This window comes from Erythrobacter sp., from assembly GCA_019739335.1.
GTDB lineage: Bacteria > Pseudomonadota > Alphaproteobacteria > Sphingomonadales > Sphingomonadaceae > Alteraurantiacibacter.
On sequence record CP073261.1, the window covers coordinates 2,249,070 to 2,271,034 of the forward strand.

Here is a 21,965-nt window from a genome sequence, read left to right on the forward strand (position 1 = left end):
AAAATTGCCCGGATTGTGGCCCCGCGCGTGTTGCCCTTGGCATTGCCTTTCCCTAGGGCGTCGCGGTTATCCCCTACGGTAAAGGATGTGCAGCTTGGCCAATGTCACGGTGATCGGCGCCCAATGGGGCGATGAGGGCAAGGGCAAGATCGTCGACTGGCTCGCCGCCCGCGCCGATGTCGTCGTGCGGTTCCAGGGCGGGCACAACGCCGGGCACACGCTGGTGGTGGGGGACAAGACCTACAAGCTCAGCCTGCTGCCCAGCGGCATCGTCACCGGCACGCTCAGCCTGATCGGCAACGGCGTGGTGCTCGATCCATGGGCCTTGCAGGGCGAGATTGCCAAGCTAGAGGCGCAGGGCGTTGCAATCACGCCGGAGAATTTCGGCATTGCCGACAACTGCCCGCTGATCCTGCCGCTGCACCGCGACCTCGATGGCCTGCGCGAAACCGCGGCAGGCAAGGGCAAGATCGGTACGACCGGGCGCGGCATTGGGCCCGCCTATGAAGACAAGGTCGGCCGCCGGGCGATCCGCGTTTGCGACCTGGCGCATCTCGACCAGATCGGGCCGATGCTCGATCGCCTCTGCGCGCATCACGATGCGCTGCGCGCGGGCTTCGGCCAGCCGCCGGTGGACCGCGAGGCGCTGCTTGCCGAACTGGCGGAGATCGCGCCTTTCGTCGCCCAGTTCGCGCAACCGGTGTGGAAGCGGCTCAACGAATTGAAGAAGGCGGGCAGGAAGATCCTGTTCGAAGGCGCACAGGGCGTGCTGCTCGATGTCGATCACGGCACCTATCCCTTCGTCACCAGCTCCAACACCGTCAGCGGCACCGTGGCGAGCGGCACCGGGCTTGGCCCCAATGCAGCAGGCTTCGTGCTCGGCATCGTCAAGGCCTATACCACCCGCGTCGGCTCCGGCCCGTTCCCCACCGAGCTGGAGGACGAAGTCGGCCAGACGCTGGGCGAGCGCGGCCACGAATTCGGCACCGTCACCGCACGCAAGCGCCGCTGCGGCTGGTTCGACGCGGTGCTGGTGCGGCAGACCTGTGCGCTCTCGGGCGTCACCGGCATCGCGCTGACCAAGATCGACGTGCTCGACGGATTCGAGAAGATCCGCATCTGCACCGGCTACCGGATCGGTGAGCGGGTGCTCGATTACCTCCCCGCCCACGCTGCCGAGCAGGCCGCGGTCGAACCGATCTACGAGGAGATCGACGGCTGGGAAGGGACCACCGTGGGCGCGCGCAGCTGGGCCGACCTTCCCGCCCAGGCGATCAAGTACATCCGCCGGATCGAGGAACTGATCGACTGCCCCGTCGCCAGCGTCTCGACCAGCCCGGAGCGCGAGGACACGATTCTGGTGCGCGATCCGTTCGCGGATTGATGCTTAACGCCAGTTCTTGACACGAACCTGTTTTGTTCTACTCCTGTTCACCTATCGCGACTCAGGGGAACAACGGGAATGGCGCAGGTCGATTTTGCTTATGGACTGGCGGTGGACGGGGTCGGACTGCCGATTGCCGTCTCGATCTTCACCGATTGCGCCGATTTGCGCGAGGAACTGGTGGGCGATGTCGCAGCGGCCGGATTGCAGCTGCGCGAAAGCGGTGACCTTGACCAGTTGTTTGCCGGCGATGCGCGGGCACTGGGGGAACTGGTGCTGGTCGATTGCCCGCGCCCCGATGCGCAGGCGCTGGCAACATTGGCGCGGTTGGATAGCCGGGCTGCGAAATCGGGGGCGCGGCTGGTAATTTCGACATCGCTTGGCGCACTCGACGCAGTGTTCGGTTGTTGCGCGCAAAGCAATCCGCAGATTCTCGTCAATCCGCAGCGGGCAGAACGGGTGATCGCGCTGGGCCGGGTCCTCGCCGAAGTTCCCAGCCTGCGGCTGCGCGAATTGTCGGAGGATGACAGGCTCACCCTGCTGCGGCTGACCGAACAGGTTGGCCATATCGCCGAACGGCTGGAGAAGCTTGACCGGTCTGCCGGGGGCTGGGGTGCTACCGGTTGGGGCCAGCGGGCAGGCGGCGGCGCCTTCCGCTTCGAAAGTCCGGGCGAGGGCTACCGGGCCGAACAGCAATTGATCCGCAAGCCGCGCCCGCCGCTGCCCGACGCGCGGCTGGTGCGGCAGATCATCCGCCAGCGCCGCGCCCGGTCCAAGTTCCTCGACGCGGACCTGTTTGCCGATCCGGCGTGGGACATGCTGCTCGATCTCACCGCCGCGCGGGTGGAGCATGCGCGCGTCTCGGTCACCTCTTTGTGCATTGCCGCAGGCGTGCCGCCGACGACGGCGCTGCGGTGGATCGGGCAGATGGTGGAATCGGGACTGTTCGCGCGGGTTGAGGACGATGCCGACCGCCGCCGCGCCTTTATCGAACTGTCGGACAAGGCCGCCGAGGCGATGGCGCGCTATTTTGCCCAGGTGGGGCAGGATGCGCTCGTTCTGGCGTGACGCCAAAAGCCTAGCGCAAATCGAACGCCGACTGCGCCTCGCGCCAGTCGGTTACCCCGTTCGCCAGCAGCAATTGCAGCAGGATCCGCGCCTTGGCCGGGCCGAGCGCGCGGGCGGCGATGAAGCCGTGTGTGTCGTCGCCCGGTTCGCGATCGACCAGTCCTTCGTCCACGCGGGTGGCGCGGACCACGGCCACGCCCTGCTGAACCGCATCGGCAAGCGCGGTGCGGACGGAATCGGGCATATTGCCATCGCCGAAGCCGGCAATCACGATTCCCCGCGCTCCTCCCTCCATCGCTTGCTTGACGCAACTTTCGTCCATCCCGGCAAAGGCGTGCAGGATCGGCACTCGCGGGAAACTGTCGGGGAAGGCGAAGCGCGCTGCCTCGTCCATGCGCCATGGTGGCGAAAGCCAGTCGAGCGAAGCCGGAGTGGCCAGCGCGACCGCTCCGCGCGGAAATCCTGCGAAGGCATTGGTGCCTCCGGTCTTCGCCTTGCGCGCGTCTCGCGCCGAAAACACGCTCTCGCCCATCACCAGCAGCACCCCGCGCCCGCCCGAATCGGGATGCGCGGTGACCTGCACCGCATTGGCGAAATTGCGAAGCCCGTCGCTGCCCACCGCATCGGCGGGCCGCATTGCCCCCACCAGCACCACCGGTTTGCCGGTGGGCAGCGTCTGGTCGAGGAGGAATGCGGTCTCCTCGGCGGTATCGGTGCCGTGGGTGACGATCACACCGGCACAATTGGGATCGGCCAGCGCATCGGCGCAGGCCGCGTGTAGTTCGCGCCAGATAGCGGGCCCGATATTGGCCGAATCGATGGCGGCGATCTGCTGCCCGTCGAGCTGCGCTGCCACGCCCAGCGCGCGGAACTCGGCGAGAAAGTCGGCGATATCGATCTGGCCGGGGCGATAGTCGCGGCGGGTAGCAGAGCCCGCCTGTCCGGCAATCGTGCCTCCGGTGGCGAGGACAAGGATACGGCGCTGGTCGCTCATCAGCGCAGCGTTAGCGTGCCTGACGGTGCATGACCACCAAGGCAGTACCTGACCACACGATTGCTGCGAATGCTCGGGGGTACGAAGGGGTCATTCTTCCGCCGCGCTTTGAACTGCGCTTCCGGCCGGGTGCGATGAGGCTCGCCCGTGATCACCCGGCTGGCCCGGGTCGCTGTTCAGCGCATTGATAGCCGCGTGCACCCGCGCCTCGATTTCCGCGCGTGGCAGGCCCGGTTCGATCACCTCGCCAAAATGCAAGGTGACGATGCCCGGCCGCTTCCACTTGCGGTGATATAGTGGCCCGCTATCCACCGCTACCGGCACCACCGGTAGTGCCATCAGCTTGTACAGCGCCGCAAAGCCCGCCTGGAGCGGGGGCGCGCTGCCATGCGGCACCCGCCCGCCTTCAGGAAAAATCACCACCGGACGGCCGCTCTCCACCGCCGGACGAATTTCGCGCAGCATCCGGCGCAGCGCCTTCGCACCCTGATCGCGCGCCACTTCGATATTCCCCCAGGCGCGGCTGGCATGACCCCAGCCGGGGATTTCCGAAAGTTCGGCCTTGGCGAACACGGCAGGAAATTCGAACAGCCACGGCAGCGAAATTGCCTCGAAGAAACTCTCGTGCCGGATGGCGTAGAATGCCTGCTCATGCGGGCGCGTGCCGGTGATGCGGATTCTTATCCCGAGCAGCTTCTCGCAGCAGAACGTATGCCAGCGGGACCATGTTTCGCAAAACCAACGGACCCGCGGCGGTGAGACGTAGCCGGAGATCATTGCTCCGAGCACGAAGAAGATCGAACCTAGATAAAACGCCAGATAGAAGGCCATATTGCGCAGATAGATCATCCCAGCGCCTTCAGCAGCCAGACAGCGACGAATTTGTGATATTCGACAAACAGGGTGGAGAGGTTTGCCTGCGATCGCACGGCATCACCCTCGATGCGGATCGTGTCGGGCAACTGGCTGGCCAGTTCGGCCTCTGCGCGGCGCATATGCCAGTCCGCCGTGACCAGCCTAAGCGAGGTATATCCTCGCTGAGTCATCCATTGCGCGGTCTCGCGCGCATTACCGCGGGTGTCGAGCGCGGAGAACCCCAGAGTCACGCAACAGTCCATCACCCTGTCCGGCACATTGTATTCGGCCTGGAACTCCGCCGGCAGGACAGCTGGATCGACACCCGTCACCAGCATCTGCTCCGCCGCGCCGGCTTGCAGCATGTCCAGGCCGCGCGGGATGCGCCCGCCACTCCCGGTGGGGACGACGATGGCATCGGTTTCGAACTGGCCTGCGGGCTGCGGCAGCGTGGCTGCAAACAGCACGAAGCCGAGCACCCAGATGACGAGCAGGATGGCGAGAAAGCGGCGGATCATCGATAGTCCTTTAGAGCATCCGCCTTAACGCGCCGATCACAGTCAGCCGTGCCGTTATCATGGCAATCACGATCCCCGCCACCGGAATCGCGCCGATCATCATCCAGTCGAGCGGACCCAGACCGCCACCCGCAATCAGGCCCGAGCCAAGCTGGGCAAATTGCTGGCCGAGCACGAATACTGCCGCCAGCCCCAGCAGCAGCCCCGCCGCGCCGCCCAGTGCCGCATCCAGGCCGATCGAGCGCTGGAAAATCCCGGCAATCTGCCCGTCGGTTCCGCCCAGATGGTGGATCACCTCGATCGTGTCACGGTTGGAGCCCAAAGCGCTACGCGCTGCCAGCCATACCGCTGCGGCGCTGGTCAGCGCCAGCAATACGATCAGGCCCACGGCGAGAAATTGCAGCGCCCGGATGGCGTCGAACACAGGGCCAAGCCAGCTCGCCTGCGCATCGATCTGCGCGGCCGGGGCCTGCTCCAGCAATTCCTCACGCATCTGTTGCAGCCGCACCGAAGTGACCGGGCCGGACAGTCGCACGTCAACCAGTGCCGGGATCGGTACACCGTCTTCTTCCGCCATGACGACTTCGCCAAGCCACGGTTCGAGCAGCGCCGCCAGCTCGGCATCGGGGACGCGGCGGACCGAGGCGACATCGTCCCGGTTGGAGAAATAGGATACCGCCCGCTCGGCCTGTCGGTTGCGCTCGGCAGGTGCCCCTTCGACAATCTGTATGGTGATGCCGCCGGCAATCTCGTCACGCGCATTGCTCGCCAGATTGCTGAGTGCGAGGCCAGCGGCGGCCGCCATCACTGTCAGCGCGATCATGATCGCGATCACCCACGGCATCGGTCCGGCAATCCGCGCTTGCTGCAAGATGCGCGCGCTGTCGCCGAAACGCGGGGAACGGCGACGAATTGGGTAGGGCGGCTTCATTTGGGCATCATTGGGGCTTGGCCTCGCGCCGGGGCGGATAGCGCAGCGCGCCGGTGGGATCCGAGAGTTGCCCCTTGTCCAGCCGCATGATCAACGAATCGGGAACCTTGCGCAGCAGGTGGACATCGTGGGTGGCTACCACCACCGTTGTGCCCAGCCGGTTCAAAGCCTCGAACAGCCGTAGCAGCTTGAGCGCCATTTCCGGGTCGACGTTGCCGGTGGGCTCGTCGGCTACGAGGATTTCCGGCCGGGCGATCACCGCGCGAGCGATGGCGACGCGCTGCTGTTCCCCGCCGGAAAGCGTCTCCGGTCGAGCCTCGCTGCGGTGATCGAGCCCGACCCAGGCGAGCATATCGTCGACCGGTTTGCGGAGGCGTTCTTCCGACATCCCGGAAATCCGCAGCGGCAAGGCGACGTTATCGAATGTCGACAGGTGCGGGACGAGGCGGAAGTCCTGGAACACTACTCCGATCCGCCGCCGGAAATCGGGCAGTGCCTTGCGCGCCGTGGTAATCACGTCCTCGCCGAACATCGAGATCATCCCCCGGCTGGGACGCTGCGCCAGATAGAGCAGCTTGAGCATCGAGGTCTTCCCCGCGCCGCTCGCCCCGGTGAGGAAATAGAAACTGCCGGGGTAAAGCGTGAAGGAGATGTCGCTGAGCACTTCGCGATCGGTCCCGTAGCGCAGGCCCACGTTGGCGAACTGGACGATGGAGCTTGGCGGCGAAGTCATGCGGAGTAGCTGGACCCTGTTTCAGGTAGGTGGAAGCATCGTCATCGCGTCAGGATGTCCGCTGGACAGGAGCGGCGTGTAGCAGGGGCTGGCTGTCCCCTGCAAGCGGCGCAACGTGGCCAGCGGACATCCTGACGCGACCCCGTTTCGGCGGGCCGAATTTTGCTCAGCGCCGCTTCTCTCGTGGGTCTCTATGCTTCGGTATGGCTCCCTCCTCGCTCCTAGCGCTGAACAAAATTCGGCTCCGTGCCGATGGTTTCACCTACCTGAAGCAGGGTCGTAGGCCTCGTAGAGGTGACGGGAAGGGCGGGAACACCCCGCACACGAGCTTTAGTCGCTGGTGCTTGTGGAAAAAAGCCGCAACCGGGCCTTCTCGGGGCAGGGTAATCTTGTTGCGCGGGATATGCGGGCGTAGGCAGGACTTTAGGCTATGATCATCCAGTGCCCCGCCTGTACGACTCGATATGTCGTGCCCGATACCGCGATAGGTGGGGATGGGCGAACCGTGCGCTGTGCGAAATGCCGCCATAGCTGGTTCCAGGAGGGGCCAGGCGTGGATGGCAGTGAAACGGGCGATATGGCGCCTACGCCACCCTCACTTGCAACTCCACCGCCACCGTCTCCTGTAACTCCACCTACACCTCCACCTCCACCTCCACCTCCACCTCCACCTCCACCCTCGGTTTCGGCCAGCGCACCTGCGCCACGCCCGGAAGCGGCAGAGGCGCAATCGGCCTTCGAAGCACCCGTCGCGGACGAGCCCCTGCCGGAGCCACCGACCGGGCCTTCGCCCGAGTCCCTGCGCGACGAAGTGCGCCCGCCGCGCGCGCGGGAAAGGGAAGTGCCGAGCGATTTTGGCGATCCGCCGCAGTCGCCGTTCGATCACGAACCTCCCTTCCGCCCGCGCCGCAATCCGCTCAAGATGTGGAGCTGGGCGGCGGGAATTTTCGCGGTGGTCGCTGCCGGCCTGATCTTTGCGGTATCCTACTGGGGCCTGCCAGACTGGGTTCCGGTGGACCGCCCCACCTTTGCGCCGGGTAATCCGGATCTCCAGCTCGATTTTCCGCGCGAACAGCAGGAACGCCAGTCGCTGCCCAATGGCACCGAATATTTCAGCGCGCGCGGCACGATCACCAACATCGGTACGCAAACGCACAGCCTGCCCGCGATCCTGATCGTGCTCCGCGATTCGCGAGATCGCAAGGTGTACGAATGGGTGGTTCGCCCGCAGCAAGCCACCCTCGCTCCGGGCGAAACCGTCCCAGTGAGCGAAGCGGTGACCGATATTCCCCGCTCGGCCCGCGAAGTGCAATTCGGATGGAAGCCCGAATAGATCGAAACTTGTCCTGCATTCGCAGCTTGCAGGCACCAAACCCTTTTGCTAGTGGCGCGCTCCTACCGAGGCGGGCCACTGGCCGGTCCCATCGATGTGCGGTCGTGGCGGAACTGGTAGACGCGCAACGTTGAGGTCGTTGTGGGCGAAAGCCCGTGGAAGTTCGAGTCTTCTCGACCGCACCAAACAGTCCAAAAAGCTAACCTAATTTTGCCTCCGGGCGATGAGCGCCTTCAGAATGGCGCAGTTCTGCGGGCTTTGGCGCTCGGAAATGCGGCGTCGCGGGCGAGAGAGACCGCTGTCGCGGCAAGAAGGGGGCCAACATTCGCTTAAGTCTCTGCCTGGAAGTAGCGTACCCCCTTTCCGAGCGTGCATGAGGATGAAGGGAGTGTCCACGCAGCCATAGAGCGAAGATGAATGCCTTCCTGCAGATGCGCGACTGAGTGCCAAGAACCGTACGCAATCACGGCACAGCAAATGTTCGCCTCCAGTCAATCATCGACGTCATCGAAAATCGAATCAGCCCGAACCTGGGGGGATCTTCGATTTGCTGTTCGCCGACGGGTCCCGCCCGGTAGCGTCTGGCTCGGGCTGGTGGCCTCCAGCGCCTCGATATGAGCGTCGACCTGGGCGTAAAGCTGAGCGAAATCCTTATCGGCCTCCACCTCGAAGTAGGCCTGCGCTGTTTGCAGATTATTCTTCAAATCTTTATAGTGGGCCCGCTCTTGCGCTGAGTGGAGCCATAGCTGCGACCAGCGTCCTCGCGGCTGTCCCGTGGTGACGCTAGTCGGGCGCGTAGATCCGGTCGAGAATTGCCGATACGTTTCCGACCTGGTGAACGTCGGGATCGAAGCGTGTGCTTCTCGCGAGCGATGTGGCCCAATGGGCGGCGGCCCGCCCGCCCCATTTATCGGGCGGAGAGGAGAGGCAGGTCCGTGCGGTGCCATTATTCGCGAAGGCTTCGAAATCGTAGAAGCTGCCGCCGATGTTGCGAAACCCGGCGGCTGCTTGCGGGCCATGGAACACGGCTTCGATCACGGCTTCCTGTCCCGCATGGAGGTTCCACGAACAGGCAAGCCGGAAGCTGGCACCGGTATCAAGATCGAGGTGGGCCACTGCATAGTCTTCGACAGCGCCTGCACCGGGTTCAAGCGGGCGGCCATTGGCATAGAGCCGTGAAGTGACACGCTCGACAGCCGGGTAGCCGAGCAGCCACATGGCCAGGTCGACAAGGTGAACGCCGAGGTCGATGACGCAACCGCCGCCGGACTGGAAGCGGTCGTAGAACCACGGCTTGTCCGGCCCGTAGGCATTGTGGAACGTCAGGTCGGCGGCGAATACAGGCCCGGTTCGGCCCTCCTGAATTTCCTTCGCCACAGCCTGAGTAGCGGCAGTGTAGCGATACGACAGGTCCACCCCGAGCAAGCGGTCAGCCGCCTGCGCCGCCGCAATGACTCTGCGCGCCTCGGCTTCATTGCGGCCAAGCGGCTTCTGGCAGAACACCGCGATTCCCCGCTCCAGCGCGGCGATCGCCTGCTGCGCATGCAGCGCGCTGGGCGTGGCGATGACCAGCCCGTCGAGGTCCAGATCGAGCATGGCTTCCAGCGAGGGGACCGGCTTCGCATCAGGGGCTATCTCCAGCGCCGCGGCCAGACATTCCGGGGAAGGATCGCAGAGCGCGGTCGCACTGACCGCCCCGCTGGCGACCATCGCCTGCAACCGGTGGCGCCCGATCCAGCCGGTGCCGAGAAAGCCCACGCGCGGCAGCTTCATGGATAGAGTACCAGGGCCTTGACGAAGCCGGGCGGCTTGTCGCGGGTGGCATCGAGCGCCTCGCCGAGTTCTTCGAGCCGATAGATGTGGGTGTAGAGCGGCGCGGGATCGAGCCTGCCGCTGACCACTGCCTCTGCTGCCTCGCGCATCCCGCGCATCTGCACGGCGAGATCGCGCTCGTGGGCGTTGATCACGTCGACCCCCTTCCAGTTCCAGCCCTGCATGTCGACCTGTCGCGGGCCGTCCTGGTGATAGCCGGCGACGACGAGCCTGCCGCCGAACGCCACCAGTTCACCCGCCAGATCGAGCGGCCATTGCTTGCCAACGCATTCGATTACCCGTTCGCACATCGTGCCGTCTGTGAGTTGCTTCGTGGCATCGATGATGGCCTGGTGATCGTCCATCGGGATCACTTCTGCCGCGCCATAGTGCTTCGCCAGCTCAAGCGACTCCGGGCGGCGCGAGATCGCGATGACGCGCGCCCCGGCATCGCTGGCGAGCTGGGTAAGCACAGCCCCCAGAAAACCGATGCCGATGATGGCGACGTTTTGCCCCGGCGCGATATTGCTGCGGCGGAAAATGTTGAACGCGCAGCCAAGCGGTTCGCCGGGGAAGGGCTTGCCCTCCAGTTCTGGGGGCAGCTTGAGCAGCGCCTTGGCATCGGCAAGATCGAACTCGGCGTAGGCGCGGTAGCTCAGCGCTGCCACCCGATCACCCACCCTGACCTCGGAAACCCCCTTCCCCACGGCCTCCACCACGCCCCACCCTTCGTGCCCCAGATCGCCCGGCGGCAGGGGAAATTCGAGCCAATCGGGCCCAGCCCATGGGCCAAGGTTTGAAGCGCAGACGCCGCAGCCCTCCAGCCTAATCCGGACCTGCCCCTCGCCGGGTTCGGGCACGTGGATATCAGCCATTCGTACGCTCCCCGGGGCGATGACTTCCGCCGATTTCATCCGACCCATCGTTCAATCCTGCCCGATGAACTGTTCGAGCGCAGCCCAGGCTTCGTCATCGGTGACCTGTTTCGGGGGGTGCTTGCAGAAATAGGAGGCGGCGGGATGGACCGGCCCTGCCAGCCCGCGATCGCGCGCCAGCTTCGCGCAGCGGATCATGTCGATCGCGACCCCAGCGGAATTCGGGCTGTCCTCCACCGAGAGCCGCAGTTCGAGGTTCATCGGCACGCCGCCGAACAATTGCCCTTCCATGCGGATGAACGCGACCTTGTTGTCGTTCTGCCAAGCGACATAATCGGACGGGCCCACATGGATATGCTCGTCGACCAGCCTTGATGCCGCCACCGATTGCACAGCCTCGGTCTTGGACAGCTTTTTGGACGCGAGGCGGCTCCGTTCAAGCATGTTGAGGAAATCGGTATTGCCGCCGGTGTTGAGTTGATAGGTTCGTTCCAGCTTCACACCGCGCTTCCTGAACAGGTCGGTCAGCACGCGGTGCACGATCGTGGCACCGAGCTGCGATTTGATATCGTCTCCGATGATCGGCACCCCGGCCTTGCGGAAGCGCTCGGCCCAGTCGGCATCGCTGGCAATGAACACCGGGATGTTGTTGACGAAGGCGACCCCGGCTTCGAGCGCGCATTCGGCATAGAATTCGGTGGCCTGTTGTGATCCGACGGGAAGGTAATTCACCAGCACGTCGGCTTCGCTTTCCAGCAGCACCTCGATCACTTCCTGCTTGTTCGGTTCTGTCTCCCCGGCGGGTTTGAAGGTTCGGGCTTCCGGGTATCCGGCCATGTGCCCGGCGATCCCGTCGAGCGCGCGTCCCATGCGGACCGTGGTTCCCGTCGGCTCGACCCTTTCACAAAAGACCTGCGTGCAATTGGGCGGCGCGAAGATCGCTTCTGCCACGTCGCGGCCGACCTTGCGCTCGTCGACATCCCAGGCTGCCACCACGTGAATATCTTCCGGACGGTAGCCAGCCACTTCGGCGTGCATCAGGCCGGTCAGGTCGTTGGCGCCGCCGCGATAATGCGCGAGACCTTGCACCAGCGAACTGGCGCAATTGCCGACGCCGACCAGCGCCAGCCGGATGCCGCGGGAATCAGGGGACAACATTTCAGGACCTCCCCGCGCGCAGATCACTCGCACGCTTGATGTTTTCTGCAGGGGCGTACCGTTCAACCATCCAGGCGCAGAAGTCGGCAAACTGCTGCGGGTCTTTGGCGCAAGAGGTGTGGTGGGCCTCCACGCCGAGATGCTCCGGAGTGAAGCAGAAGGTGACCAGCACATCGAAGTCCGCCAGTGCTTCCATCTGCCGGTCGAACCAGTCGAGTGCTCCCGGCCGGAAACTGTCCGCCCATGAAAGTCCTGTGCGCAGCTTGGTCACGCCGAGCTCCTTCATCCACCGGACCGCATCGCCGAGCCGGGGATCGTGGAAATGGAACCACTGCATCAGACCCATGCGGTCGGCGTAGCGCCGATAGTGTTCCAGCGCCGGCTTGGGGGTGCCGTCCTCCCGGATCAGGCCCATGTAGAAGTGGCGGTAATAGCTCGAACCCTCCGCCTCGCGGTGGCGCGTTTCCGCACCCCATTCCCGCGGCAGATCGAACAGCGAGTACCAATAGACCTCCGGCACCCGGTCGAGCAGCAGTTCGGCAGTCTTGTCGATGCCGAATACCTGCACTTCCTCTGCGCCGAAACTGCCCACCCCCACTTCGGTCGCCCAGATCGGCTTGTCCGGAACAACGGCTTCAATCTCGGCAATCTTTTCCGGCCAGGCGTGGATCGGCCACAGGTTCCAGTCGAGCGGGAAGCCATGCACCGCCACCACGTCAACATGATCGAGCGCGCCCTGTTTACGCATCCGCGATACCCAATGCGGATCGATCGGCGACATTCCGCCGAGCACTCGCGTCAACTGCGGGTTGATCTGCGAGATCGCGCTGCCCGCGCGATGCACGGTGTCCGCATAAATGGCCCAGTCGGGATCGAGTTCGGGGTTCCAGTGGCTCTTGTTGTTCGGTTCATTCCAGATCATCACGGAATTGATCATTGCGCGTCTCCCGCCTTGACTTGCGCGCGCGCGGGATAGACGGCAGCCGGCCCGTATTGCGCGTAGGGGACCTCGGTTACCCGGCAGAGGTAGACCTCCGGCTCAGGCTGCTGTTCGATGGTGAAGCCAGCCGCGCGGAGCATGGCCTGGCTGCAGGCCGCATTCGGTGCCCACCAATTTGTCCAGTCCTGCGCGAATTCGCGCTCGATGAAGTGGAGCTTCGGATAGGCCGGATTGTCGAAGTAGTCGGGCGGCTGGGTTGTCCCGGGCTTGTGGAACGGGTGATCCTCGGGAACCTGCAACACTGCTTCGGTGCCCTGCTGCATCGTCTGGAACAGCATCAGGTCGCCGGCGACATGTTCGCGGATCAGGTCGAGCGCCAGCAGCGGGTGCCGCAGATGGTAGAGCACCCCCATAAACACGACGAGATCGAACTTCTCCCCCAGACTACCGACGTCGTAAACCGACAAGTTGCGGTACTCGATCTCGGAAAATCCCAACGTGTCGGAAGCCAGCTGCGCCTGTTCGAGATAGCGATCGTCACTATCGATGCCGAGCACCCGGCTGGCGCCGCGCCGCTTCATTTCGATCGCGTAGAAGCCCGCATTGCAGCCGATGTCGAGCACTGACTTTCCGGTCAGGTCGGCAGGAATTGCGTCAGCGAAGCGGTCGAACTTGAAGGAGGGATAGTCGCCGAGGAAATGATCCGGCGCTGTGCGAATGCCATGTCCGAGATCGATATTCTGAAACCAGGGTTGCAGCTCCTCCACCTGCTTTCGCAGCTGAGATGCGCCGGCGTCTTTCACGATCCGCGCTGCTGATCCTGACCTGCTCATGCCGTGTACTCGTTGAGCGAAAGCACGCGGCCGCCCCAGTCGCCGAGTTGCACGCGGCTCACTGACGCAGGTGCGATCTCGAAGCGAAGCACATAGTCGAGCGACAATCCCAGAATGCCGGCAATGGCAGCCCGGATGGTGTCACAGTGGCTGACGAAAGCGACTGTCGCGCCAGCAGCGGTTTCGGCGATTGCCCGCATAAAGTCAGTCATGCGCTGTTGAACCTCTGTCATTGTTTCTCCTCGCGGGGCGCGCGCTTGCGCGCGGTTGTTGTTCCAACGCTGCCAGTCCGGATCGCTGGCAAGTTGGTCGAAGTGCTTCCCCGTCCAGTCACCGAAATCGATCTCGTCGAGGGCGTCCGAAACCCTGGGCGCCATCCCGAGCGATGCGCCGATTGCCTGTGCTGTCTCACGTGCGCGGAGCACGGGACTGGTATGGATTGCAGCTACGCCCTCGGCTGACGACCAGCGCGCGAGGCGTTCTGCCTGCAGCAGCCCGGAAGAACTCAATCGGCCTCCGGGGGCTCGACCGGACAGGACCCGGCCAAGCTCTGCATGGGCGGCATGCCTGATCAGGAGGATGGTAACGGTCATGCGAAGCAGCGGTCCCGGGAAGGTAAGTAGAAGCTCTCTCCGGAATGCTCAACCAACAGATCAGGTTCCCGATTTAACTTAGGTTTATTCGATGATCTGGAACAAACAAGAAGAAGTTACATTTCGAGAATGGTCTTTAGATAGTCAAGGGGATGCAGTACTTAACATAAGTTATATTGTCGAATCTCGCATATAGAAAACCAGTTTTCATTCTCCCGTCAACCGGATCATTTGCCACTTCCGGAAAGGAAATCTTTTGTCCGAACGCATTTTGATAACCGGCGGCGGCGGCTTTATCGGTAAAGCTGTCAGTCGCGAGCTGCTGCAGCGCGGCCACCAGGTTCGCGTCCTCGATAGTTTGATCGAACAGGTCCACGGTCGGAACGGCCAACCGAGCTTCGCGTCAGACGTGGAATTTATCCGTGCCGATGTGCGCGATGGAAATGCCGTCGCTGCTGCGCTGCGCGGGATCGACAGTGTCATCCACCTCGCCGCCGAAGTCGGCGTGGGGCAGTCGATGTATGAGGTGGAGCGATACACTTCCACCAACGATGTCGGCACAGCCGTCCTGTTCGAACGGCTGATCGATCACCCGGTGCGCCGGGTAGTCACTGCATCTTCGATGAGCATCTACGGTGAGGGACTTTATCGGAACGCCGACGGTGCGCTGGTGGAAGATGCATCTCGCAGCAGCCTGCGCGACGGACAGGCGAACTGGGAGCCGGTCGACCAGCAGGGCCGCCCTCTGGCGCCGGTCGCCACACCCGAATGGAAAAGACCAAACCTCGCTTCGATCTACGCGCTTAACAAGTATGTGCAGGAGCAGATCACCCACATCATGGGCGCTCCCTATGGTGTCGAAAGCGTCTGCCTGCGACTGTTCAATGTCTACGGGCCGGGACAGGCTCTCTCCAATCCCTACACCGGCGTGCTGGCGATCTTCGCATCACGACTGCTCAACGGCCAGTCTCCGATGATCTTCGAGGATGGTCAACAACGCCGTGACTTCGTGCACGTGCGCGACGTGGCCCGCGCGTTTGCCGAAGCCCTTTTCCACCCCGATGCTGCCGGCGGCACCTTCAATATCGGATCAGGGCATGATCGCTCCATCGCGAGCGTAGCAAACGACCTCGCAATAGCGATGGGACGCGAAGGCATCGGAGCCGAGACCGTGGGTAAGGCGCGCACCGGAGACATAAGGCACTGTTTTTGCGACACTACCCTGGCGCGCGAAGTGCTCGGCTTCGAGGCAAGTGAGGATTTCGAGGCGGGCCTTGCCGATCTCGCGCAATGGGTCGCCAAGCAAAAGGCGGAGGACCGCGTCAGCGAGGCGCGGAGCGAACTTGAACGCCGCGGACTTGTGGCATGAGTGTCGGCGCGGAAAGCACCATACTGGTTACCGGTGGAGCTGGATTCGTTGGCTCCAACCTTGCCGACCGCCTGGCCGCGCGGGGTCATCGGGTGCGAGTACTCGATCACCTGGGCCGACCGGGGGTTGAAAGCAATCTGGAATGGCTGTGCCATTCGCATGGCAGTCTGATCGAGCCGGTCATCGGCGATATCCGGGATCGCGCCACGGTCACCAAGGCAGCCCGGGGAATTGGAGCAGCTTTCCACTTCGCGGCGCAAGTGGCGGTGACGACCAGTATGGAAGACCCGCGCGAGGATTTTGCGGTGAACGTGGTGGGAACCTTCAACCTGCTGGATTCGCTTCGCCAGCAGAACAGTCATGCTGCTCTGATATTCGCATCAACGAACAAGGTTTACGGCAACCTTGCGGGAGTTCCGCTCTACCTGACGGATCGCGGGTATCGGGCATCCGACCCGAAGATTGCCGAACACGGGGTGCCAGAGGACCAGCCGCTGTGCTTCCACACCCCGTATGGCTGCTCGAAAGGTGCCGCCGACCAATATGTTCTCGACTACGGGCGCAGCTTCGGAATGCGCACGGCCGTGTTGCGGATGAGCTGCATTTATGGCGAGCGGCAATTGGGCACCGAAGATCAGGGCTGGGTTGCGCATTTCCTGATCCGCGCGCTGGCCGGGGAGACAATCACGCTGTTCGGAGACGGAGAGCAGGTTCGCGATGTTTGCGACGTCCGCGATACCTGCGATGCCTACCTTGCCATGCTCGACCGCATCGATGCGGTTCAGGGGCGCGCGTTCAACTGGGGGGGCGGCGCGGAAAATGCGATCAGCCTGCTCGGCCTGATCGAGGAAATCGCCCGGATTACCGGGCGCCGCCCTGCCATAGAGTTTGCCGATACCCGTCCGGGGGACCAGCGCTGGTTTGTCGCGGACACGCGCAAGATCGATCAGGCGCTTGGGCTGAAGCCGAGGACTCCGTGGCGAGATGGGGTTCGTAACCTTGCGGACTGGCTGCATCAGTCGCGCCGTGCAGCCGCACCGGCGCTCGCACCAAGTGCGAGGGCGAACGCATGACCCTGTATCCCCTGCATGTCCTTATGACGACAGACGCGGTCGGCGGAGTATGGCAGTATTCAGTCACTCTTTCGCGCGAATTAGCGAACCGGGGCCATCGTATCACACTGGCCGTTTTGGGCCCGCCACCCGATCTTGCGCAGCGCGCGCAAGCGGAGGCCGTTCCCGGCCTTTCGCTTCGGGAGACAGGGCTTCCGCTGGATTGGCTGGCCGATGGTCCGGCGCAGGTGAAGCACTCAACCGGGGAACTGGCGGACCTCGCCCGGAGGATCGGTGCCGACCTGATCCATTGCAACAGTCCGGCCCTTTGCGCTGGCGCAAGGTTTCCGGTGCCGGTCATCGCAGTCGCTCACGGATGCATCGCCACCTGGTGGAAGGCTGCGCGTCGCGAACCGCTCGCACCCGAACTGCAATGGCACGCTGCGCTGATGCAGGAAGGCTTGAAGGCTGCCGACATGATCGTGGCACCTAGCGCCAGCTTCGCTCGCCAAGTCGCTCAGACATACGGTCTGCCGCGCTCACCCATGGTTGTTCACAACGGCCGCAACCCGCTCGGCTCCGATGCTTCTGCCGGCCAGCTGAACGTCGCCCTGACTGTCGGGAGATTGTGGGACCCGGTGAAGAATGTCGCGGTCCTCGATCAGGCGGCGGCGCAGCTGGACATCGGCTTCCTTGCCGCGGGCGCTCTGGTCGGTCCGCACGGGGAAACCTGTGCTCCCGAAAACCTGCAGTGCCTTGGCTATCAGAGCGAGGCAGCAATCGACCGGCTGCTCAGACTGCAACCGGTCTTCGTTTCTGCCGCAACATTCGAGCCGTTCGGGCTGGCAGTTCTGGAAGCAGCATCGGCAGGATGTGCGCTGGTGCTTTCCAACATCGATACCTTCCGCGAGCTGTGGGAAGGCGCTGCACTGTTCGTGGATAGTGGCGATGCCGAAGGGTTTGCCCGCCAAATCAACGCCCTCATCGCGGATCCCTCGCGGCGCAAGGACTTGGGTGAAGCCGCCCGGAAGCGCAGCGCGAATTACTCCCCGGCGGCAACGGTCGAAGCGATGTGCGGCATTTACCAGTCGCTGCTGGCTGCGCGGGAGGTGGCAGCATGAAGCTGGCCTATTTCACGCATTCGCTGGCCTCCTGCTGGAACCACGGCAATGCCCACTTCCTGCGCGGCGTGCTCGATGAACTCATTGTGCGGGGACATGAAGTTGCGGTCTTCGAACCGCAAGGCGCCTGGAGCCTGGCCAATCTGCTGCGCGATCATGGATTACAAGGCCTTGCAGTCTGGCACGATCGCTATCCGAGGCTCAGTTCGACCGAATACCCGTCAGACGCCGATCTGGAGGAACTGATTGGCGATAGTGACCTGATCATCGTGCATGAGTGGAACGAGCCGAAGCTGATTGCTCGACTCGGACAATTGCGGAAACGCAGAGGGAACTTCCGCCTGCTGTTCCATGATACCCATCACCGCGCGGTGAGCGCACCCGAGGACATGCAGGCTTTCGACCTATCCGGGTTCGACGGAGTGCTGGCTTTCGGCGAAGCACTGTCGGAGGTCTATCGCGGCTGGGGCTGGGGCAATCGCGTGTGGACCTGGCACGAAGCCGCCGATGTCCGCCGGTTCCATCCGCCCGCACAGGAAAGCGAGCGCGAAGGGCTGGTCTGGATCGGCAACTGGGGGGATGGCGAGCGCAGCGAGGAACTCGTCACTTTCCTGCTAGACCCCGCCCGGCAGGGTGGTCTTGATCTCGATATCTATGGCGTGCGCTATCCCGCGGAGGCGAAGGAGACCTTGGCGCGATACGGCGCCGAGTATCGCGGCTGGGCACCCAACGCCCTCGCGCCAGACATTTTCGCGAGGCACTTGGCCACGGTTCACGTACCGCGCCGCTACTATACGCAGGTGCTTCCCGGCATTCCGACCATCCGGGTCTTCGAAGCGCTTGCCTGCGGCTTACCCCTCGTGAGCGCGCCGTGGGACGATGCCGAAAGCCTGTTCCGAACAGGCGAGGATTATCTTGTTGCCCGCAGCGGCAAAGAGATGACGGAAATCCTACGCGCGCTGGCAGAAGATGCCGGATTGCGGGCCTCGCTCGCTGCCAGCGGTCGGGAGACCATCCTGCAACGGCACACCTGCGCGCAACGCGTGGACGAGTTGCTGGCGATCGCCGCCTCGCTCGAAACTGAAACCAGCCTGAGGAAATCCGCATGAAGATCGCCTTCTACGGCTCCAGCCTGCTGTCGGCCTACTGGAACGGCGCGGCGACCTATTACCGAGGAATCCTGCGCGCGCTCGCCGATCGCGGGCACGACATCTCTTTTTACGAGCCTGACGCGTTCGACCGGCAGAAGCATCGCGATATCGATCCGCCGGACTGGGTCCGCTCGGTTGTCTACCCTGCCACGACTGAGGGCCTCCATTCCGTGCTGGCGGAAGCCGGTGCGGCAGACATCGTCGTAAAGGCCAGCGGTGTCGGAGTATTCGACCGAGAATTGCTCGAAGGCATTCTCCGCGAGGCAAACCCCGATGGGATGACCGTCTTCTGGGATGTCGATGCTGCCGCGACGCTGGACGAAATGCGCAGCGATCCTGAACATCCTGTGCGCGCGGCTCTACCGCATCTCGATGCCGTGTTCACTTACGGCGGCGGACCTCCGGTCATCGAAGCCTATCGCGCATTCGGTGCGCGCCGCCGCGTGCCGATCTACAATGCGCTCGATCCATCGACCCACCATCCGGTCGATCCCGATCCGCGCTTCGCCTGCGATTTGGGTTTCCTCGCGAATAGCCTGCCCGATCGCGAAGCGCGGGTGGAGGAGTTCTTCCTGCGCGCGGCGCAACTGCGCCCGTCGAGCAGGTTCATGCTTGGCGGAAACGGCTGGCAAGACAAGGCGCTGCCACCGAACGTCCGCGCCATCGGCCACGTCGGTACCGTTGATCACAACGCCTTCAATTGCACGCCGCGCGCAGTGCTGAACGTGGCGCGTGATTCGATGGCGAGTGTGGGCTTTTCTCCCGCAACCCGGGTGTTCGAAGCGGCCGGCGCCGGAGCCTGCCTGATTACCGATGCATGGGAAGGGATCGAGCAGTTCCTCAAACCGGGTGAGGAAGTCCTTATCGCCCGCGACGGGAAGGACGTTGCCGAAATCCTTGCCGGTCTCAGCCGCGAACGCGCGGAAAGGATCGGTGCCGCTGCGCTCGATCGGGTTCTGGCGAAGCATACCTATTCGCTCCGCGCTGTCGAAGTCGATGCTGCGTTCAACAAAATTCTGGAGCACAAGCACGAGGAAGTGGCATGAAGCTCGTTGTTTTGGGTCTCAGCCTGTCCTCCTCATGGGGTAACGGCCACGCGACGACCTTTCGCGCCCTGCTCGAAGCATTCGCCGCGCGCGGTCACGAGGTGTTGTTCCTCGAACGGACGCAACCCTGGTACGCCGCGAACCGCGACCTTACCGATCCAGAATATTGTCGGCTGGAATATTACGCCGATCTCGGCGGGCTCGAGCAATGGCGTGCTCAGGTCGAGGCAGCGGACGCGGTGATGGTCGGCTCCTACGTGCCCGACGGTGTCGCGGTCGGACGATGGGTCCAGCAGACCGCGCAGGGGACCACCTGCTTCTATGACATCGATACCCCGGTGACCTTGGCCAAGCTCGCGCGCCGCGATCACGAATATCTGTCGCCCGATCTGATCCCCGGCTATGACATCTACTTCTCGTTCACCGGCGGCCCCACGCTTGGCCGGCTGGAAGAGGAGTTCGGCGCGCCGCGGGCACGCCCGCTCTACTGCTCGGTCGACACCGCGCGATACCGTCCGCTTGACGTGCCGCTCCGCTGGGACCTGTCGTATCTCGGCACCTACAGTCCGGACCGGCAGCCGACGCTCGAACGGCTGTTGCTGGAGCCGGCTCGCCGCCGACCCGATCTGCGCTTTGTCGTCGCCGGGCCGAAGTACCCGGAGGAAATCGACTGGCCGGAAAATGTGGAGCGGATCGAGCATATTCCCCCTGCGGACCATCCCGCGTTCTATGCTGCTTCGCGCTTCACACTAAACGTCACGCGGGCGGACATGATCGCCGCAGGGTGGTCCCCATCGGTACGGCTGTTCGAAGCGGGAGCTTGCGCGACACCGATCATTTCCGACCGGTGGAGGGGCATCGATACCTTGTTCGCACCGGGCAAGCAGATCGTGTTGGCCGAACACCCCGAAGATGTCCTCACAGCGCTCGACGGCGACGCCAGGCAAATGGGATCTTCGGCGCGTGAGGAAGTGCTCGCCAATCACAGTTCCGAGCGACGTGCCGAGCAACTCGAAAAGGAACTCGAGCAGGCGAGGAGCGCCGTCTCGATTACGGGAAATAGAAGGAATGTGCCGCATCATGTATATTCGTAACGGGCTCACCCTGGTTGCCGGTGGCGCGGGGTTCGTCGGCTCGCACCTCTGTCGCGCCTTGCTCGAAGAGGGTCATCGTGTCGTCTGTATCGACAACCTGCAAACATCGCGCGCGTCGAACCTGCTTGGTTTGCAGAACCATGCGCATTTCACATTCATCAAGGCCGACATCACCGAACCGCTCCCCGATGAAGTCACTCGTCTTGAGGGACAGATCACCCGGATCTACAATCTGGCCTGCGCCGCTTCTCCGGTACTTTATCAGGAGAATCCGGAACACACGATGCTCACCAGTGTGCTCGGCACCAATCGCCTCCTGCGTCTGGCGGAAGTGTCAGGGGCACGCTTCCTGCTAGCTTCGACCAGCGAGGTCTACGGCGATCCTGAAGTGCATCCCCAGCCCGAAGATTACCGCGGCCACGTCAATTGCACCGGGCCTCGCGCTTGTTATGACGAAGGGAAACGCGCGGCAGAGACGCTCGCTTTCGACTACGCCCGCTCCGGGCGGGCCGAGGTCCGCGTGGCCCGCATCTTCAATACCTACGGCCCCAACATGCGTATCGACGATGGGCGCGTGATATCGAACCTCGCCTGCCAGGCACTCTCGGGCGAGCCTCTGACCGTCTACGGCGATGGCAGCCAGACGCGCAGCTTCTGCTATGTTGCGGATACGGTCGACGGGCTCCGCAGGTTGATGGAATGCCCTTTGGCGGAAATGGAACCCGTCAACATCGGCAATCCCGACGAAATCACCATCAGGCAGCTGGTCAGCGCGCTGGCGAGGATTATCGGTCATCCGCTCGATCTCAATTTCCGCGCGCTCCCCACTGATGACCCGCAACGACGCCGCCCGGTCATCGATCGTGCCCGCGACCTGCTTGGCTGGACTCCGCAAACCTCCCTTGAAGACGGGCTTGAGCTTACGCTGGGATGGTTTGCGCGGGAACTGAAGAGCAATCACCCGCAACAGCTTGTCGAGCGGCATGGCCACGAGCGCGTCTTGCGATCCGCCATGGGCGAAAAGGAGCCTGCCGGAACCGCAGTTCCGCAAAGGATGTAAACCCCGCCTACAAGGGAACCAATCTGCGAAAAGGAGAGTTACCGT

22 protein-coding genes and 1 tRNA gene are annotated in these 21,965 nt (G+C 63.5%); 11 read left to right on the forward strand and 12 right to left on the reverse strand.

Features of this window, described 5'->3' with window-relative positions:
• The first annotated feature begins 94 nt into the window (after positions 1-94).
• Both JY451_11045 and JY451_11050 read left to right on the forward strand, forming a co-directional pair.
• Positions 95-1,384, forward strand: coding sequence for an adenylosuccinate synthase (locus tag JY451_11045; protein QZH74228.1), 1,290 nt, complete (start codon positions 95-97; stop codon positions 1,382-1,384).
• A gap of 78 nt (positions 1,385-1,462) precedes the next feature.
• On the forward strand, positions 1,463-2,452 hold the full coding sequence (locus tag JY451_11050) for a MarR family transcriptional regulator (GenBank protein QZH74229.1): 990 nt from the start codon (positions 1,463-1,465) through the stop codon (positions 2,450-2,452).
• Positions 2,453-2,462: 10 nt separating this feature from the next.
• On the opposite strand, the gene JY451_11055 is transcribed toward JY451_11050, so the two are convergent.
• From JY451_11055 to ftsE, 5 genes are all read right to left on the reverse strand, one after another.
• The gene (locus JY451_11055; GenBank protein QZH74230.1) at positions 2,463-3,446 is read right to left on the reverse strand and encodes an asparaginase; all 984 of its coding nucleotides are present in this window, start codon (positions 3,444-3,446) and stop codon (positions 2,463-2,465) included.
• Positions 3,447-3,536: 90 nt separating this feature from the next.
• The gene (locus tag JY451_11060) at positions 3,537-4,295 is read right to left on the reverse strand and encodes a 1-acyl-sn-glycerol-3-phosphate acyltransferase (protein QZH74231.1); all 759 of its coding nucleotides are present in this window, start codon (positions 4,293-4,295) and stop codon (positions 3,537-3,539) included.
• Positions 4,292-4,819, reverse strand: coding sequence for a YdcF family protein (locus JY451_11065; protein QZH74232.1), 528 nt, complete (start codon positions 4,817-4,819; stop codon positions 4,292-4,294). The genes JY451_11060 and JY451_11065 overlap by 4 nt, the downstream gene beginning before the upstream one ends.
• Positions 4,820-4,829: 10 nt before the next feature.
• Positions 4,830-5,750, reverse strand: a complete 921-nt coding sequence (locus tag JY451_11070) for a cell division protein (protein QZH74233.1) — start codon at positions 5,748-5,750, stop codon at positions 4,830-4,832.
• Positions 5,751-5,757: 7 nt separating this feature from the next.
• Positions 5,758-6,483, reverse strand: coding sequence for a cell division ATP-binding protein FtsE (gene ftsE / locus JY451_11075; protein ID QZH74234.1), 726 nt, complete (start codon positions 6,481-6,483; stop codon positions 5,758-5,760).
• Positions 6,484-6,913: 430 nt separating this feature from the next.
• Between ftsE and JY451_11080 the strand changes: the two genes are divergently transcribed.
• Both JY451_11080 and JY451_11085 read left to right on the forward strand, forming a co-directional pair.
• On the forward strand, positions 6,914-7,816 hold the full coding sequence (locus JY451_11080) for a zinc-ribbon domain-containing protein (protein QZH74235.1): 903 nt from the start codon (positions 6,914-6,916) through the stop codon (positions 7,814-7,816).
• 98 nt (positions 7,817-7,914) lie between these two features.
• Positions 7,915-8,001: transfer RNA gene (locus JY451_11085), tRNA-Leu, on the forward strand.
• 306 nt (positions 8,002-8,307) lie between these two features.
• Here the strand turns inward: JY451_11085 and JY451_11090 are convergent.
• The 7 genes from JY451_11090 to JY451_11120 form a co-directional block, all read right to left on the reverse strand.
• Complete coding sequence (locus tag JY451_11090) at positions 8,308-8,520, reverse strand: hypothetical protein (GenBank protein QZH74236.1); 213 nt, start codon at positions 8,518-8,520, stop codon at positions 8,308-8,310.
• A gap of 79 nt (positions 8,521-8,599) precedes the next feature.
• The gene (locus tag JY451_11095; GenBank protein ID QZH74237.1) at positions 8,600-9,589 is read right to left on the reverse strand and encodes a Gfo/Idh/MocA family oxidoreductase; all 990 of its coding nucleotides are present in this window, start codon (positions 9,587-9,589) and stop codon (positions 8,600-8,602) included.
• Entirely contained in the window at positions 9,586-10,542 is a 957-nt protein-coding gene (locus JY451_11100; GenBank protein ID QZH76689.1) for a zinc-binding dehydrogenase, read from the reverse strand. The genes JY451_11095 and JY451_11100 overlap by 4 nt, the downstream gene beginning before the upstream one ends.
• 12 nt (positions 10,543-10,554) lie before the next feature.
• Positions 10,555-11,661, reverse strand: coding sequence for an inositol-3-phosphate synthase (locus JY451_11105; GenBank protein ID QZH74238.1), 1,107 nt, complete (start codon positions 11,659-11,661; stop codon positions 10,555-10,557).
• Between the two features lies 1 nt (position 11,662).
• Positions 11,663-12,598: a beta-xylosidase gene (locus JY451_11110; GenBank protein QZH74239.1), complete on the reverse strand. Its 936-nt coding sequence runs from the start codon at positions 12,596-12,598 to the stop codon at positions 11,663-11,665.
• Positions 12,595-13,434, reverse strand: a complete 840-nt coding sequence (locus JY451_11115) for a TIGR04290 family methyltransferase (GenBank protein QZH74240.1) — start codon at positions 13,432-13,434, stop codon at positions 12,595-12,597. The genes JY451_11110 and JY451_11115 overlap by 4 nt, the downstream gene beginning before the upstream one ends.
• A complete protein-coding gene (locus tag JY451_11120) occupies positions 13,431-14,027 on the reverse strand; it encodes a histidine phosphatase family protein (protein QZH74241.1) in 597 nt (198 codons plus the stop codon). The genes JY451_11115 and JY451_11120 overlap by 4 nt, the downstream gene beginning before the upstream one ends.
• A gap of 256 nt (positions 14,028-14,283) precedes the next feature.
• Here JY451_11120 and JY451_11125 point away from each other — a divergent pair, with 256 nt between their 5' ends.
• The 7 genes from JY451_11125 to JY451_11155 are packed head-to-tail and all read left to right on the forward strand — an operon-like array spanning position 14,284 to position 21,920.
• Positions 14,284-15,396 carry an NAD-dependent epimerase/dehydratase family protein gene (locus JY451_11125; GenBank protein QZH74242.1) on the forward strand — a complete coding sequence of 371 codons (1,113 nt, stop codon included), beginning with the start codon at positions 14,284-14,286 and terminating at the stop codon, positions 15,394-15,396.
• Positions 15,393-16,469, forward strand: a complete 1,077-nt coding sequence (locus JY451_11130) for an NAD-dependent epimerase/dehydratase family protein (protein ID QZH74243.1) — start codon at positions 15,393-15,395, stop codon at positions 16,467-16,469. The genes JY451_11125 and JY451_11130 overlap by 4 nt, the downstream gene beginning before the upstream one ends.
• Entirely contained in the window at positions 16,466-17,569 is a 1,104-nt protein-coding gene (locus JY451_11135) for a glycosyltransferase family 4 protein (GenBank protein QZH74244.1), read from the forward strand. Before JY451_11130 ends, JY451_11135 begins: the two co-directional genes overlap by 4 nt.
• Entirely contained in the window at positions 17,566-18,678 is a 1,113-nt protein-coding gene (locus tag JY451_11140; GenBank protein ID QZH74245.1) for a glycosyltransferase, read from the forward strand. The genes JY451_11135 and JY451_11140 overlap by 4 nt, the downstream gene beginning before the upstream one ends.
• Positions 18,675-19,766, forward strand: a complete 1,092-nt coding sequence (locus tag JY451_11145; GenBank protein ID QZH74246.1) for a glycosyltransferase — start codon at positions 18,675-18,677, stop codon at positions 19,764-19,766. Before JY451_11140 ends, JY451_11145 begins: the two co-directional genes overlap by 4 nt.
• The gene (locus tag JY451_11150; GenBank protein QZH74247.1) at positions 19,763-20,860 is read left to right on the forward strand and encodes a glycosyltransferase; all 1,098 of its coding nucleotides are present in this window, start codon (positions 19,763-19,765) and stop codon (positions 20,858-20,860) included. Before JY451_11145 ends, JY451_11150 begins: the two co-directional genes overlap by 4 nt.
• Complete coding sequence (locus tag JY451_11155) at positions 20,835-21,920, forward strand: SDR family oxidoreductase (protein QZH74248.1); 1,086 nt, start codon at positions 20,835-20,837, stop codon at positions 21,918-21,920. The genes JY451_11150 and JY451_11155 overlap by 26 nt, the downstream gene beginning before the upstream one ends.
• Positions 21,921-21,965: the final 45 nt, after the last annotated feature.

Coding starts and splice junctions, on each gene's coding strand:
- JY451_11050 (QZH74229.1), top strand. CDS start 1,463: ATGGCGCAGGTCGATTTTGCTTATGGACTGGCGGTGGACGGGGTCGGA.
- JY451_11055 (QZH74230.1), bottom strand. CDS start 3,446: ATGAGCGACCAGCGCCGTATCCTTGTCCTCGCCACCGGAGGCACGATT.
- JY451_11060 (QZH74231.1), bottom strand. CDS start 4,295: ATGATCTATCTGCGCAATATGGCCTTCTATCTGGCGTTTTATCTAGGT.
- JY451_11065 (QZH74232.1), bottom strand. CDS start 4,819: ATGATCCGCCGCTTTCTCGCCATCCTGCTCGTCATCTGGGTGCTCGGC.
- JY451_11070 (QZH74233.1), bottom strand. CDS start 5,750: ATGAAGCCGCCCTACCCAATTCGTCGCCGTTCCCCGCGTTTCGGCGAC.
- ftsE (QZH74234.1), bottom strand. CDS start 6,483: ATGACTTCGCCGCCAAGCTCCATCGTCCAGTTCGCCAACGTGGGCCTG.
- JY451_11080 (QZH74235.1), top strand. CDS start 6,914: ATGATCATCCAGTGCCCCGCCTGTACGACTCGATATGTCGTGCCCGAT.
- JY451_11095 (QZH74237.1), bottom strand. CDS start 9,589: ATGAAGCTGCCGCGCGTGGGCTTTCTCGGCACCGGCTGGATCGGGCGC.
- JY451_11100 (QZH76689.1), bottom strand. CDS start 10,542: ATGAAATCGGCGGAAGTCATCGCCCCGGGGAGCGTACGAATGGCTGAT.
- JY451_11105 (QZH74238.1), bottom strand. CDS start 11,661: ATGTTGTCCCCTGATTCCCGCGGCATCCGGCTGGCGCTGGTCGGCGTC.
- JY451_11110 (QZH74239.1), bottom strand. CDS start 12,598: ATGATCAATTCCGTGATGATCTGGAATGAACCGAACAACAAGAGCCAC.
- JY451_11115 (QZH74240.1), bottom strand. CDS start 13,434: ATGAGCAGGTCAGGATCAGCAGCGCGGATCGTGAAAGACGCCGGCGCA.
- JY451_11120 (QZH74241.1), bottom strand. CDS start 14,027: ATGACCGTTACCATCCTCCTGATCAGGCATGCCGCCCATGCAGAGCTT.
- JY451_11130 (QZH74243.1), top strand. CDS start 15,393: ATGAGTGTCGGCGCGGAAAGCACCATACTGGTTACCGGTGGAGCTGGA.
- JY451_11135 (QZH74244.1), top strand. CDS start 16,466: ATGACCCTGTATCCCCTGCATGTCCTTATGACGACAGACGCGGTCGGC.
- JY451_11140 (QZH74245.1), top strand. CDS start 17,566: ATGAAGCTGGCCTATTTCACGCATTCGCTGGCCTCCTGCTGGAACCAC.
- JY451_11145 (QZH74246.1), top strand. CDS start 18,675: ATGAAGATCGCCTTCTACGGCTCCAGCCTGCTGTCGGCCTACTGGAAC.
- JY451_11150 (QZH74247.1), top strand. CDS start 19,763: ATGAAGCTCGTTGTTTTGGGTCTCAGCCTGTCCTCCTCATGGGGTAAC.
- JY451_11155 (QZH74248.1), top strand. CDS start 20,835: ATGTGCCGCATCATGTATATTCGTAACGGGCTCACCCTGGTTGCCGGT.